Genomic DNA, 13,812 nt, shown 5'->3' on the forward strand with positions numbered 1-13,812 from the left:
ACGTCTGCGGCATCTTTTTTAAAAATTAAAAAAGGAGGCGACGCCTCCTTTGTAAAAATAAGTAAAAATTATTTAAGTTCGACTTTAGCGCCGGCTTCCTCAAGCTCTTTTTTAGCTGCTTCAGCCTCGTCTTTGCCGATACCTTCTTTGATAACTGAAGGAGTTTGCTCGACTGCGTCTTTAGCCTCTTTAAGACCAAGACCGGTAAGAGCGCGGACGACTTTAATAACATTGATTTTCTTATCTCCGCCATCAACTAGAACAACGTTAAATTCGGTTTTTTCTTCAGCCGCATCGGCTGCGCCGCCTGCCGCTGCGCCGCCTGCTACCATTACCGGAGCTGCGCTGACGCCGAATTTCTCTTCAAATTCCTTTACTAATTCGCTTAGCTCTAATACCGAAAGATTAGAAATAAACTCTAATACGTCCTCTTTAGTAATTGCCATTTTTTATCCTTTTTATGCTGATTTTTCTTTTTGATCTTTAAGCGCATTTAGTCCAATAGTGAAATTTTGGATAGGCGCATTCCAAACTTGCAAAAGCATCGCAAGCAACTCATTGCGGCTAGGCATCTTAGATAGAGCCTTGACCTTCTCGACGCTCGCGACTTCGCCGTCGATATGAGCGGTTTTTATTTTGAATAGTTCGCTATTGGTTTCTTCAAATTTGGCCGCAACTTTGGTAGCTGAAAGCTGATCGCCCCAGATAAAGATATTTGTATCTTTTAAGACCATACCGGACTTTTCGATGTTATTAAGAGCGATATTGGCAAGAGTGTTTTTTACGATTTGAACTTTTACGTTTAAAACCCTAGCCGCATCTCTTAAAGCTTCTAATTTTTTAGTGCTAAGGCCGCGATAATCGCAAACTATGATCGCTTCGTTTTCTTTAAATTCGGTTTCAAGTTTGCTGATTATTTCAGATTTTTCGTTTCTCGTCATCTAGTTTTTCTCCTTTCCGACTAGCGATTTCAAGCAGAGCGGCATAAAGCGCGATTAAGCAAAAGCCTCTGCTATCTCCAATCTAAGATAAAAATTTATTAGCTAAATTAGCGTAAATCCATAAGTTCTTGAGTCTCAAGCAAAACGGAAGGACTCATAGTTAATGATAAAGCGGCGCTTTTAATATATCTGCCTTTTGCAGCCGCAGGTTTTTGTTTATTCACCGCTTTGACAAGAGTCGAAATATTATCGTTTAGCTGCTCTTTTGAAAAGCTAACCTTGCCAAGACCCGCATGTATATTTCCATGTTTATCTACGCGGAAATTTACTTGACCGCTTTTTGCATTATTAACCGCTTGCGCTACGTCCATAGTAACCGTGCCTGTTTTTGGGTTTGGCATAAGACCCTTTGGTCCCAAAATTCGCCCTACTTTACCGACTAATCCCATTAAATTCGGAGTGGCGATAAGAACGTCGAAATTCATAATTCCTTTTTGAATATCCTCAACAAGCTCGTCGCTACCGACTATATCGGCACCGGCAGCTTTTGCTTCGTCAGCTTTCGCATCTTTTGCTATAACGGCTACACGAACGGTTTTGCCGGTTCCCGCAGGAAGCACAACCGAGCCTCTAACCATTTGATCGGCATGCCTAGGATCAACGTTAAGTTTTAATGCAATTTCGACAGTTTCGTCAAATTTGGCGCTTTTTAGTAGTTTTACGGTATCGATAGCTTCAGCTAAAGAGTAGTTTTTGGTAGTATCTACTTTTTCAAGCAGTTTGCTAAATCTTTTTGTAGTTTTTTTTGACATTAATTTCTCCGCATTTTTAAATTTTATGCTTCCACATTGCCAAATTTAAAATATACGCGCTAAAATAAATTCGTCGCGTATACATAAATTTAACTTTATTAAAATCCTTATGTGGTAAAAGGATTAATCCACCACCGAAATTCCCATCGAACGAGCCGAACCCGCTATAATCTTGGCCGCTTGCTCTTTATCTTTGGTGTTTAAGTCGGCGATTTTTTTCTCTACTATTTCAAGCACTTGAGCTTTGGTAAGCTTAGCCACTTTATTTTTTAACGGATTATCCGAACCTTTTTCTATCCCCGCAACTTTTTTTATCAAGTCCGTAGCAGGCGGTTGTTTTGTAATAAACGTAAAACTTCTATCGGCATAAACGGTAATAACAACCGGAACTCTAAAGCCGGCCATATCCTTTGTTTTTTCATTAAAAGCCTTACAAAATTCCATAATATTAACGCCTTGCTGACCAAGAGCCGGACCTACCGGAGGACTTGGATTTGCTTTTGCTGCAGCAATATGTAATTTAATTTCGCCTATAACTTTTTTAGCCATAAACTTCTCCTTATACTATCTTCTCGACTTGCGAATATAAAATTTCAACCGGAGTACTCCTGCCGAATATCGAAACATTTAGCCTTAGCTTTCCGTGTATCATATCGTACTCTTCTACTATGCCCGTAAAATTTGCGAAAGGCCCCTCGGTAATACGAACGTTTTCTCCGTTATCAAAGAAAATTTTCGGCTTAGGAGCGGCACGTTTTTGGACTTTTTCTAAAATCAAATTTATATCTTTTTCGCTTAAAGGCGTAGGTTTTTTCGCCTCGCCTATAAATCTACCGACTTTCGGAAGAGATTGAATTTTGTGCCAAAGAGCGGTATCTAAATCAAGATGGGCAAAAGCATATCCCGGATAAAGACTTCTCTCGTTTATTTTTTTCTTACCGTTTTTGATTTCTATTACATCTTCGGTAGGAACTATGATCTCTTTTAGTTGTTCTTCTATATGATTATCTCTAACTAAATTTTCAATAGCCCTTTTTACGCTCATTTCGCTGCCGGCATAAGTTTGAATCGCATACCATTTATGTGCCATCATTCAACCTTAGATTAGCTTTGAAAGAGAGAAAGACATAATCGCATCAACAAGAGCCAAAAAGAGCGAAACAATAGCTACTACGGCAAAAACTGTTATAAAAGCGTTTCTAATTTGCTCTTTGAGTGGAAAAATTACCTTTCCGATCTCTGCGCGAGAAAGCTTTATATAATTTATCATTTTTTCCATTTTTAACCTTTTGATGGCAGGGCAAGAGGGATTCGAACCCCCAACCATTGGATTTGGAATCCAGCGCTCTACCGTTGGAGCTATTGCCCTAAAAAGCCTTAGCTCTTTAACTTAACTTCTTTATGAACAGTATGTTTTTTTAATCTTGGGCAATATTTTTTTAATTCTAATTTTTCAGTCGTAGTCTTGCTGTTTTTTACTGTGGTGTAATTTATATCGCCTGATTCAGAACATTTAAGACCGACTTTTATTCTATTACCTTTTGCCATAAATTCCCTTCAAAAAAGCGGAGAAAAATCTCCGCTAAAATATAAATTTAGATTATGCTAGAATCTTAGAAACGACGCCTGAACCGACTGTTCTGCCGCCTTCGCGGATCGCAAAGCGAGTTCCTTCTTCAAGAGCAACCGGAGCGATAAGCTCAACGCTTATCTTTAAGTTATCGCCAGGCATAACCATCTCTGTTCCTTCCGGAAGAGTGATAGAACCGGTAACGTCGGTAGTTCTTACATAAAACTGCGGTCTATAGTTATTAAAGAATGGAGTATGGCGTCCGCCTTCCTCTTTAGTTAAGATATAAACCTCTCCCTCAAATTTAGTGTGAGGAGTGATTGATTTAGGTTTGCAAAGAACCATACCGCGCTCAACGTCTTCTTTTTTAGTGCCTCTTAGAAGAACGCCTACGTTATCGCCCGCTTCGCCTTGATCCATCTCTTTTCTGAACATCTCAACGCCGGTAACGGTAGTTGTTTGAGTATCGCGGATACCTACGATCTCGATAGTATCACCGACTTTTACGATACCTTTTTCGATTCTGCCGGTAACGACGGTGCCGCGACCGGAGATAGAGAAAACGTCCTCAATAGGCATCAAGAAGTCTTTATCCGTTGCACGAACCGGAGTCGGGATATACTCGTCAACTTTAGCCATAAGCTCAAGAATTTTTGCAGACCACTCGCCTTCTGTTCCGGCTTTGGCTTCATTAAGAGCTTGAAGAGCAGAGCCTGCTACGATTGGAGTATCGTCACCAGGGAAATCATACTCGTTTAGAAGCTCGCGAATCTCCATCTCAACCAGCTCAAGAAGCTCGGCATCATCGACCATATCGGCTTTGTTCATAAAAACAACGATATACGGAACGCCTACTTGGCGAGATAGCAAGATGTGCTCTCTAGTTTGTGGCATTGGGCCGTCAGCCGCAGAAACAACTAGGATAGCGCCGTCCATCTGAGCCGCACCGGTAATCATATTTTTAACATAGTCGGCGTGACCCGGGCAGTCAACGTGCGCATAGTGGCGATTTTCGGTCTCGTACTCGATATGAGAAGTAGCGATGGTAATACCGCGCTCTTTTTCCTCTGGAGCGTTGTCGATATTATCATAGTCTTTTAGCTCGGCAAGACCTTTTCTTGAAAGAACAGCAGAAATTGCAGCTGTCAAAGTTGTTTTACCATGGTCAACGTGACCGATAGTACCGATGTTTACGTGTGGCTTGTTACGTGAAAATTTTTCTTTTGCCATCTCTTCCTCCGTAATGATATTTGCAATTCAAATTTATGCTTAATTTTTTCTCTAAAATCCGTGGAGCTCATAGCGGGACTTGAACCCGCGACCTCTTCCTTACCAAGGAAGTGCTCTACCTCTGAGCCATATGAGCGTTACAAACGCTTGGCGTTAGAGAATTTTTTAAAAGCATAAACAACTAAATGAAATTAAAAAGGTGTGCCGTAGAAAATGCATAAAATTTAACATTTTTATCATCTTACAGCTCCCAGTTTAGTTCCAAAATCTGGAGCGGGAAACGGGGCTCGAACCCGCGACCCTCAGCTTGGAAGGCTGATGCTCTAGCCAACTGAGCTACTCCCGCGCGTAGCATGGTGGTGAGACGTGGATTCGAACCACGGAAGACATAGTCAGCAGATTTACAGTCTGCCCTCGTTGGCCACTTGAGTATCTCACCCTATTTTTAAAAATAAATGCTTTGTAATGGTATTTCTGGTCAAACACTGTTATGAAATGGAGCTGGTGGACGGACTTGAACCGCCGACCCACTGCTTACAAGGCAGTAGCTCTACCAACTGAGCTACACCAGCATCCTGATTTGTGAAAGTTGGATTATATCCCAATTTCTCTTTAAAGTCAAGGTTTTTGAGAAATTTATTCCATTTTTTGCATTAATAAAATCAAATTTATCCTATCTTTTGCGCCGGTTTTTTCAAAAATCGTGCCAACGTGCGCTTTTACCGTCCTTACCGTTATTTGTAAAATTTCGCCGATTTCTTGATTAGTTAAGCCTTTATAGACTAGTTGCGCTATCTCTTTTTCTTTATTTGTTAGATTTTCTAATAAATTTGACGAATTTGACGGCAAGATTTCCTTCGTCATCATTTGTATCATATTTTGAATAAATTCCGGATAGAGCCAAACCTCGCCTCTTTCTATCGCTTCAAGCGCATCTTTAAAATGCACCTCAAGCATACGCGCATTTGCATAGCCTTTTGCGCCCAGACGCAAAAATTCTCTACCTTCGCTAAATTTAGGCTCGTGAGAAAGTATTAAAATTTTAATATCTTCCACTGCGCCCAAAAGCTCTCTTGCTTCTTTGTCGGCATCCCAAATATCCACGCAAACGACATCGTAGTCTTTGCTGTAAGCAAACTCTAAAAATTTATCTTTTTGTCGCGTCGTCGTGACGTCTTTTCCTGCCAGTTTTTCTTTTATTTCGTCTATTACGGCTATATTTCCAGAATACGCCAAAACTCTCATCTGCAAACCCCTATCGTTCTCTTAAAGCGTTTTGTTTAGCCTTTAATATCGGCTTTAACAAATAATCAAACACCGTTTTTTTGCCGGTTATAATGTCGGCGCTAGCTATCATACCAACCTTTATGCGAAGCGGCTTATTTTCGCTTCCAAGGTAGTTTTTATCGGTTTTTATCCTGACCAGATAGTAGCTCTCGCCCGTTTTTTCGTTCGTTTCCGTATCGGCCGATATTTGAGTCACTTCGCCCTCTAAGCCGCCGTATATCGCAAAGTCGTAAGCGGTAAGCTTAACCATCGCTTTTAGTCCTTGTCGCAAAAACGCTACGTCTGCGGGCCTTACTTTTACCTCGGCTATCAAATTATCTTCGACCGGAACTATCTCGGCGATATCCATACCGGGCTTTATGACGCCCGAGACCGTATTTACCATCAGTTTGCTCACTATGCCGTCCACGGGCGAGCGCACGAGCGTCCTTTCAACTTTGTCGCTTAAATTTACCTGGCTTTCGTTTAGTCTAGAAATTTCAGCCGAAACTTCGTTAAATTCTTTTTTCGCGCTGTTTTGAAAAGCAAGCTTGGCCTCGGTTATTTTATTTTCCACCTCTTTTATCGTAGACTGCACCCTAGGGACAGAGAGTTTTGCCGCGCTTAGTTCGCCTCTTAGATCGTTTACGCGCCTTTGAAGCTGCAGGTATTCAACCTCGCTCACCAGCCCTTTTCTAAATAACGGCTCGGTTATCTGCTTCTCTTTTTGTAGTAGATTGTAGCTGCTTTGAGTCTGGTCGATCTTGCTCTCGAGCTCCCTTAGCTCGCTTTGGCGCTGCTTTATCTGCTCCTCTAGGATGCCGATTTGCTCCCTTAGCCGCGCTTTGTTCGTATCATAAAGGCTCTTTTCAAATCCTACGAATCGGTCATAGTCCTTATCTCCCGTCTCTCTGGTATCAAATTCCTCGTCGTTTGACTCGGCGTAGAGGCGCAGGTACTTCGCCTGGAGTTCGTTTAGTCTAAATTTGGACTCGCCATATACGCTAGAGAAGCTCTTGTCGTCGATTTTTAGCAAAATTTGATTTTTCTTTACTTCGTCTCCCGCATGAACGTAAATTTCCTCTATTATGCCGCCTTCTAAATTTTGCACGATCTGATTTTTGCCCGACGGGATTATCTTGCCGCTGCCGCGCGTGATCTCGTCTATCTGCGCAAACGACGCCCAAACTACGAGCCAAAAAACGGTTATGGCAACGATGTATAAAATTTTCCTAGACCCCGACGGCGCCTTGGCTAGCACCGCTTCAGAGAGGCTCGACATAAAGCGAAGGTCGTTAGCGTCGTAGTTTTTAGACTGGATGATCTTTTTTATATTTTGAGTCGAAGCTTTTAAATTTCGCCCGATATTTTCTTGAATCTCTAAATTTTTCTTATCCATGCTCGCTACTTTCCGCCAAGCTTGGCTAAAATTTCATCCCTCGGTCCGTCTAGCAATATCTTGCCGCTATCGACGACGATGAGCCTATCTACCAGCTCGAGCAGAGATGTTTTGTGCGTGATGAGCAGCATCGTTTTGTTTTTCGTGTTAAATTTGAGATTGTTTTTTAGCTTATTTTCCACGCTGCTATCAAGAGAATTGGTCGGCTCGTCGAGCAATATGATCGGACTATCCAGCAAAAAGGCGCGCGCTACGGCGATAGCTTGACGCTGTCCACCGCTTATGCCCTCGCCGCGCTCGAGTACCGGCATATCAAAACCCAGCGGATGCGCGTCTACGTATTCATCCACGCCGCTAACCTTAGCCGCGCGGATGATCTGCATATCATCGACGTGCGGGGCTTTATAGACGATATTTGCCCTTACGGTGCCTTTAAACAAAACCACGTCTTGCGGGACGTAGCCGATATTTCGGCGCAAGTCGGCGGGGTCGATTTGATTTATGTCGATGCCGTCTATCAGGATCGAGCCCTCGCTCGGCGAATAAAGCCCCAAAATAAGCTTTTCGATAGTGGTTTTTCCCGATCCGTTTCTACCGATGATACCTACCTTTTCGCCTGCATTTATCGTAAAATTTACCCTATCTAGCGAGGCTTTGGTGCTTTCCGGATAGGTAAAGCTTACGTTTTTAAACTCGATCTTGCCGTTAAAGGTGTTTCGGCGGACGAATTTTTTACCTTCGGGACGCTCGACGGGCATCTGCATTATCTTTTTTAGGCTCTCGTAGGCCGCTCTAGTCTGTTCGTAGCTTGCCAGCAGGCTCGCAAACTGCCCCATCGGAGCGATAGCGCGCGAGCTAAGCATCACGGCCGCGATAAGGCCGCCCATCGTGAGCTTGGTGTCTTGTATCATATAAACGCCAAAGACGATAATGCCGACCGTATTTAGCTGCACGAGAAAAGACGTAACGGTATTTATCGAGGCCGAGATCATTTTTGATTTTATGCTTTTGTTGGCTATCTCGCCGGTGGCCTCTTCCCAGTTCCACTGCACGTTTCCGGTCGCGCCCATAGTTTTTATCGTCTCGAGACCGTTTAGCGTCTCGATCAAAATTCCGTTTTTCTTCGCGCTAGCCTCGAAAGTGCTTTTTATGCTGGTTTGGAGCGGATTTTTGATAAAAAGCGTATAGCAAAGCACGGCCGCCATAAAAAATAGCGGCACGACCACCAAATAGCCGGCGATAAAATAAGTAATCAGCAAAAACAAAATCGCAAACGGCAGGTCGATGAGAACGGCCAAGGTGCTTGAAGTGAAAAAATTTCTAACCGTGTCAAATTCGCGCAAGTTATTGGCAAACGAGCCGACCGATTTTGGTTTGACACAGAGCTTTATATCCATTACTCGCTCAAAAAGCAACGAGCTCATAATAATGTCGCTTTTCTTGCCCGCAACGTCGAGAAAATACGTGCGTATAAATTTTAAAAACAGATCGATAAGATAAACCACGCCCACGCCAAGAGCCAGCACCCAAAGCGTCTCTACGGCGTTATTCGGCACGACTCGGTCGTAAACATTCATCGTAAAAAGCGGGCTGGCTAAAACGAATAAATTTATCACTATACTAGCTACGATAACGTCGATGTAAATTTTCCTCGAGCGCTTTAGCGTGCCCCAAAACCAATGGCTGGTTTTCGTATCTATCAAATTTGGCTTATTATCCTCGGGGATAAATTCGCGCTTTAGCAGGTAGCTATAGCCCAGATACTCCTCTTTTAGCTTTTCGATTTCTATCAAATTTGAGCCGTTTGGCATATCCGGAGTTATGATTTTAGCGTGCGTTTTGCCCTCAAAACTCTCTAATATACAAGCCTTTTTGCCGCGCAAAAGCAGGATGCAAGGCAGCACCAAGGGCGAGATATCCTCCATTCTTTTATTTACCAAATTTGAAATAAACCCCGCTCTAGCCGCCGCTCTGGTAAAAAGCGACTTCGAACCGCTTAGAGAAAAAAGCTCGATATCTTCGTTTTCGTTCGTCGGCAACCCCGCTACTAACGCATCGGCGGTATAGGGGTTGTTGTGTAGCTTGGTAAATATCACCAAACAATCAAGCAGTTCGTCGTTTTTCTTTTCTTGCATTTTTTATCCGATATTTTCTATTTCAGATATGAGAATTCCTTGCATAGAGTTGATTTGCAAATTTTGCAAATTTTGCTTTTGCTCATCGTTTTCTACACCCGTAGCTATGATCTTTACGCCCCTACTCATCATCATCGCTTCAAACCAGCTTCTTTGCTCGGACGCCTCCCCGCCCAAAAAGTCTATCAAATTCGCCGCCGGAATTTTGACGTAATCGGGATTAACCGCGCTAAGTCTTTCGATACTTTTGGCGTCAAATCCGAAATGATCCAGCCCAAAGCCAAATCCCAGCGAGCGTAGCCTTTGATGAAACCCGACGAGTACTGCCGTGTCGATGTCGTCTTTGTTCGGGATTTCGATGTAAATTTTAGCCGAGGCGTATTGTTTTATCTTTTTAAGCGCGTTTTCAAACTCGTTAAAATGTTGAGCGGAGCTTAAAATATCTTTGCCTAAATTTATCGCGTATTGCATCTTTTCAAGCATACCGCCTCTTAGCATATCGGCAAATTTATTTAAAACGTAAAGGTCGATCTCGACGGTCATCTTGATTTCATTTACCATCGGCATAAAGTAGCTCGCTATCTGCCATCTGCCCTCGCTATCGACAAGCCTTATATACAGTTCGCGGTGCACCAATTCAGCAAAATCCGACTCCACTTTTTGTCCGGCGAATTTAAACATACCGTTTTTAAGCGAGGTTTCGATGAGCTCCTTGTACTGCTCTTTTCCGAGTACGATTTCTTTGTCGCTCTTGTAAATTAACGAGGCGAAATTTTTGCCCTCTTTGGCTCTAGCCAGCGTGATGTCAGCCGTTGTCAGCACGTCTTTTAGCGGAGTCTTTGGACCGTAAGGCACGATCGCCGCAAAAACGGGATGCTTATCCATATCTACGTTAAATTTGATAAATTCTTCTTTTATCGTTAGCAAAATTTTATCGGTCAAATTTTTAGCGTTTTGCGTCGTTAAATTTGGAGATACGATGATAAAATCATCCTCGTTTAATCTGGCGCGCAACATACCTAGCGCATTTTGAGATATTATAGACGCGATACTTTTTATCAATTTTTGTTGCCCGTTAAAGCCGATTTCTTGTTTTAGATCTCGCAAATCTTTACATGTTATCATCGATGCCGCGCCGCTTGAATACTCTTCGCTCGAAATATATTCCTTAAAGTTATTTTGCAAATACCTTCTGTTAAAAAGCACGGTTTGCTCGTCTTTATAAAGCAGCTCTTCGTATTTGCTAAGCGTCTTCGCACTTTGTTCAAATACGTCTTTAACGCGCGTTATCATCACGTTCATAGCTAAAACTATCTGCCTGACATCGACCGTAAAAGGGATTTTTTCTTGTAAAATAAAGCTGTTTTGCAATATGGCTTCGGCTTGTTTTTGCACCTTTTTAAGCGGTATAAAAATCGCCTTTACGCCCAAATAACTGATAAGCAGCGCCGTTATCGACATCGCAAGAAGCACGTAAAATACATTTTGAACGATATTGTAAAGCTCGTAATAAGCAATGCCCGTATTGCTTTGCACGTGAAGGGTACCGAATTTATTCCAGCCTATCATTATCTCGCTCTGCGCCACGGGAGCCTCGAGTTTTACGTTATTTACGAACCATTTTGGCACGCTATTTACGACCAGAGGTTGCGAGCTTTCTATCAGAGTCTCGCCCTCCAGCCCCGTTAGCTTTATCATTGGGTAATATCCGCTGTCAAATACCGAATTTATCATCGTCTGAGCGCCCGATAAATCTTTCGGATTTGTTACCGAGGCTATCGCAAGGCCAAGCGAATTTGCCGTATGTTTAGCGTTGGTGCCCAGCTGAGAAACGATGTAGTTGTTTATCGTACTAAAATTTAAAATCCCGACTGCTACGAAAATAAGCAGCATAAAGGAGATTATCGCCAGCATTATTTGTTTTAAAAGCGTCATCTATCCGTCCTCTTTCATTCTATCGACTAAATTTAGCCATTTTGGATTTTGTTTTTTATTTCCGCCCGGGATGGCCTGCCCTAAGCCCTCTTGTTTTGATAAAAATAGCGAATCGCCGCTAAAACTATAAACCGGTGCTAAATCTTTTCTTTGCGTAGCTATTTTGATGTTTGGGTTGATATTATCTAAAACCAGCGGTATGGACTTTGGGCTGTCGTAATAAGACAAAACCATATGAGCTTGGTTGTAATCAAGCGCCTTTACGTAGGTAAAATAAAGCTTTTGCGCAGAGACTCCCAGCTGCTTTAGAGTGAAGTATTTCGCCGTAACGAAATCCTCGCAATCTCCCGCGCCTTTGCCCAAAAACTCCATTCTAGTAGCCCAGTAGTCTTTTTTACCCCACACCTCCTTATCGTCTTTCCACTGCAAGCGGTTGAAAAAATCATTAACTTTTATGAGCTTTTCTTGTTCGGTAGCGTTCTTTAGGTTCACCATGAGCTCGTTTAAAGCAACCACTCTTTTTCTGGCGTTTTCGCCGTAAATTTTAGTGATCTTGTCATAGGTGGAGGCTTTTATAAACTCGCCACCGGCAAAAAGCGCAAACACGAAAAGGACGCTCGCTAAAAACGCCCTTTTATATTTGCCTGCGCCTATGCTAAATTTCATAAATTTTATCTAAATTTCGTTTTTTAAAGCTATCTTAGATCTTCGGCTATCGAGCAAGCGCCTTGGATATATTTTTTGGCAAATCCCGGCTCGAAGCTATCAGTTATCATACCCATATTATCAAGAAGCCTAAATTTAGCGTATAAAAGCTCTTTTTGAGTATTTACTATCTCGACTAAAGCGTTGTTGTATTCGCTCTCGGCGTCAAGCAAATTGATAAGATCGCGCCTACCTATCCTAAACTCGTCCCTATATGCATCAAGTGTTTCTCTAGCGTATTTTACGTGCTCGTTTAGGTATCCGAGCCTTTTTTGATTTAGCACGTAAGTCTGCCACGAAAATTTAAGGCTCTCCGAGAGATCTCTTTTTACCCTCTCAAGCCCGTGAGAGGACTCGGTGACGGCTAGGACGGCTTTTTCTTTTTCCAGCTTGTCGGCGTTTTTGTTATAAAGATTATATTTTACTCTTAGCAAAACGTCGTAAGAGGTATCTTTATAATTGTCGTAAAACACGTCGTTTTTCTCGTGATTTGCGCTGGCTTCGAGATCCACCTTAGGCCTAAAAGCCGCATTTTTCTCATTTACCACCGATTGATTCATCTTTATGTTGGCATCTTGCAAAAGCACGGCGGGGTTACATCTCATAGCGATGTTATACACCGCGCTTTCGCTGCCCGGCAAGGGCAACTCAAAGCTCGGCGCGATCAAATTTTCCGCCGCAAGCCCTTTGCCGTAAAGCTTTTCAAAAGTGCTTAACGCATCGTTATAGTTATTTTCGCGAGATATTAAATTTGCCTGAGCTAGCGTAAGGCGAGAACCAGCCTGTCTCTCTTCGGATCCTCTTGCAAAACCCGAGCTGGTTCTATCTTTTATCTGCGAGTAAATTTCCTCATGGATTTTCACGTTTGATTTTGCGATATCAAGCAGCTCTTTAGTCTGAAGCACGCCAAGATAAGCGTTTGCAAACTCAAGCGTGAGCCTGTCGGCCTTTTGGGCTACGCTGTAAGCGGCCGCGTCCATCCTATAACTTTGCGATATCATTCTGTTTTTATCGGCTCCGCCGTTATATAAATTTTCAGTTAGCGTCGCGTTTGCCGCAAACTTCTTGCCGTCGCCTTTTTGCACGGTTATGCCGTTATTTATTTTTTCTTTTCGGTAGCCGTAGCTTCCGCCGATATCAAACGTTGGGTAATAGGCATTATTAGCGATATTTAGGTCTTTTCCCACTTGCATATAGGCAAATTCCGTCTCTTTTAAACCCGGGTTTTCAAGGAGCAAATTTTTAACAGCTTCGTTTAGACTGACTTGACCGCCTTCTTGTGCGCTATTTTCGAGATATTTTACCCCCATAGGCTCAGGCGCTTCCTTAAAAAACAAATCCTGTTTTTTCCTTAAGCCCGGTTTTGGAGCCTCCGAGGCGCTATTTTTATCGCTTAAATTGCCGCTCTCATCGCCGTTTTTGCCGATTTCGTCCTTAGCGATCGTGCTATAAGCGTCAGTATATCCTGCAGCCTTGATTTTATCTATCAAATTTTTGATACCTTCTTTGTCCAAAGACTTGGTTTTAACGGCTATGGCACGGTATTTGCCGTAGGTTCCGCTCACGACCTTTTCTACGTCTTCAAAGTCACCGACTTTGCGTTCCACGCTAGCTCTAGCGCTTTCGATAGCTTCTTCTTTGACGTCATCGCTAAAGCTACCCACAAATACGTTATATTCGTCGTTTGCAAATAAAAAGCTACAGACCAATAAACTAATCGCAACTGTTTTTTTCATAAAAATCCTTTGTAATTATTTTAAATTTAACGCTAATACATTAACCGACAATTATATATTATAAAAAATAAAAAAGTTATAAA

Annotated in this window: 14 protein-coding genes and 5 tRNA genes; all 19 read right to left on the reverse strand. The window is 42.4% G+C overall.

What is annotated here, in order from left to right:
- Nucleotides 1–68: 68 nt before the first annotated feature.
- Nucleotides 69–446, reverse strand: coding sequence for a 50S ribosomal protein L7/L12 (gene rplL / locus CRECT_RS09220; RefSeq protein ID WP_004318518.1), 378 nt, complete (start codon nucleotides 444–446; stop codon nucleotides 69–71).
- 12 nt (nucleotides 447–458) lie between these two features.
- A complete protein-coding gene (gene rplJ, locus CRECT_RS09225) occupies nucleotides 459–941 on the reverse strand; it encodes a 50S ribosomal protein L10 (protein ID WP_004318558.1) in 483 nt (160 codons plus the stop codon).
- Between the two features lie 107 nt (nucleotides 942–1,048).
- A complete protein-coding gene (gene rplA / locus CRECT_RS09230) occupies nucleotides 1,049–1,753 on the reverse strand; it encodes a 50S ribosomal protein L1 (protein WP_004318562.1) in 705 nt (234 codons plus the stop codon).
- Nucleotides 1,754–1,876: 123 nt separating this feature from the next.
- Nucleotides 1,877–2,302, reverse strand: coding sequence for a 50S ribosomal protein L11 (rplK, locus tag CRECT_RS09235; RefSeq protein ID WP_004318423.1), 426 nt, complete (start codon nucleotides 2,300–2,302; stop codon nucleotides 1,877–1,879).
- A 10-nt stretch (nucleotides 2,303–2,312) separates the two neighbouring features.
- The gene (nusG, locus tag CRECT_RS09240; RefSeq protein WP_100067254.1) at nucleotides 2,313–2,846 is read right to left on the reverse strand and encodes a transcription termination/antitermination protein NusG; all 534 of its coding nucleotides are present in this window, start codon (nucleotides 2,844–2,846) and stop codon (nucleotides 2,313–2,315) included.
- A 6-nt stretch (nucleotides 2,847–2,852) separates the two neighbouring features.
- A complete protein-coding gene (secE, locus tag CRECT_RS09245; RefSeq protein ID WP_004318614.1) occupies nucleotides 2,853–3,032 on the reverse strand; it encodes a preprotein translocase subunit SecE in 180 nt (59 codons plus the stop codon).
- A gap of 14 nt (nucleotides 3,033–3,046) precedes the next feature.
- Nucleotides 3,047–3,122 (reverse strand) — tRNA-Trp (locus CRECT_RS09250).
- An 8-nt stretch (nucleotides 3,123–3,130) separates the two neighbouring features.
- Nucleotides 3,131–3,301 (reverse strand): 50S ribosomal protein L33, encoded by a 171-nt coding sequence (gene rpmG, locus CRECT_RS09255; protein WP_004322121.1) that lies wholly within the window; start codon nucleotides 3,299–3,301, stop codon nucleotides 3,131–3,133.
- A 52-nt stretch (nucleotides 3,302–3,353) separates the two neighbouring features.
- Nucleotides 3,354–4,553 (reverse strand): elongation factor Tu, encoded by a 1,200-nt coding sequence (gene tuf / locus CRECT_RS09260; RefSeq protein ID WP_039887818.1) that lies wholly within the window; start codon nucleotides 4,551–4,553, stop codon nucleotides 3,354–3,356.
- Between the two features lie 61 nt (nucleotides 4,554–4,614).
- Nucleotides 4,615–4,689: transfer RNA gene (locus CRECT_RS09265), tRNA-Thr, on the reverse strand.
- Nucleotides 4,690–4,822: 133 nt separating this feature from the next.
- Nucleotides 4,823–4,899 (reverse strand) — tRNA-Gly (locus tag CRECT_RS09270).
- An 8-nt stretch (nucleotides 4,900–4,907) separates the two neighbouring features.
- Nucleotides 4,908–4,992 (reverse strand) — tRNA-Tyr (locus tag CRECT_RS09275).
- 57 nt (nucleotides 4,993–5,049) lie between these two features.
- Nucleotides 5,050–5,125: transfer RNA gene (locus CRECT_RS09280), tRNA-Thr, on the reverse strand.
- Nucleotides 5,126–5,189: 64 nt separating this feature from the next.
- Complete coding sequence (locus CRECT_RS09285; protein WP_039887817.1) at nucleotides 5,190–5,798, reverse strand: response regulator transcription factor; 609 nt, start codon at nucleotides 5,796–5,798, stop codon at nucleotides 5,190–5,192.
- Between the two features lie 10 nt (nucleotides 5,799–5,808).
- Nucleotides 5,809–7,218: an HlyD family type I secretion periplasmic adaptor subunit gene (locus tag CRECT_RS09290; protein WP_004318365.1), complete on the reverse strand. Its 1,410-nt coding sequence runs from the start codon at nucleotides 7,216–7,218 to the stop codon at nucleotides 5,809–5,811.
- Between the two features lie 5 nt (nucleotides 7,219–7,223).
- Complete coding sequence (locus CRECT_RS09295; protein WP_004318584.1) at nucleotides 7,224–9,353, reverse strand: type I secretion system permease/ATPase; 2,130 nt, start codon at nucleotides 9,351–9,353, stop codon at nucleotides 7,224–7,226.
- Nucleotides 9,354–9,356: 3 nt separating this feature from the next.
- Nucleotides 9,357–11,288 carry a bifunctional diguanylate cyclase/phosphodiesterase gene (locus tag CRECT_RS09300; protein ID WP_004318641.1) on the reverse strand — a complete coding sequence of 644 codons (1,932 nt, stop codon included), beginning with the start codon at nucleotides 11,286–11,288 and terminating at the stop codon, nucleotides 9,357–9,359.
- Nucleotides 11,289–11,954, reverse strand: a complete 666-nt coding sequence (locus tag CRECT_RS09305) for a transglutaminase-like cysteine peptidase (protein WP_004318368.1) — start codon at nucleotides 11,952–11,954, stop codon at nucleotides 11,289–11,291. It lies immediately after the preceding gene.
- Nucleotides 11,955–11,983: 29 nt separating this feature from the next.
- Complete coding sequence (locus CRECT_RS09310) at nucleotides 11,984–13,729, reverse strand: TolC family protein (RefSeq protein WP_004318338.1); 1,746 nt, start codon at nucleotides 13,727–13,729, stop codon at nucleotides 11,984–11,986.
- Nucleotides 13,730–13,812 lie beyond the last annotated feature (83 nt).

This window comes from Campylobacter rectus, assembly GCF_004803795.1.
Taxonomy (GTDB): Bacteria; Campylobacterota; Campylobacteria; order Campylobacterales; family Campylobacteraceae; genus Campylobacter_A; species Campylobacter_A rectus.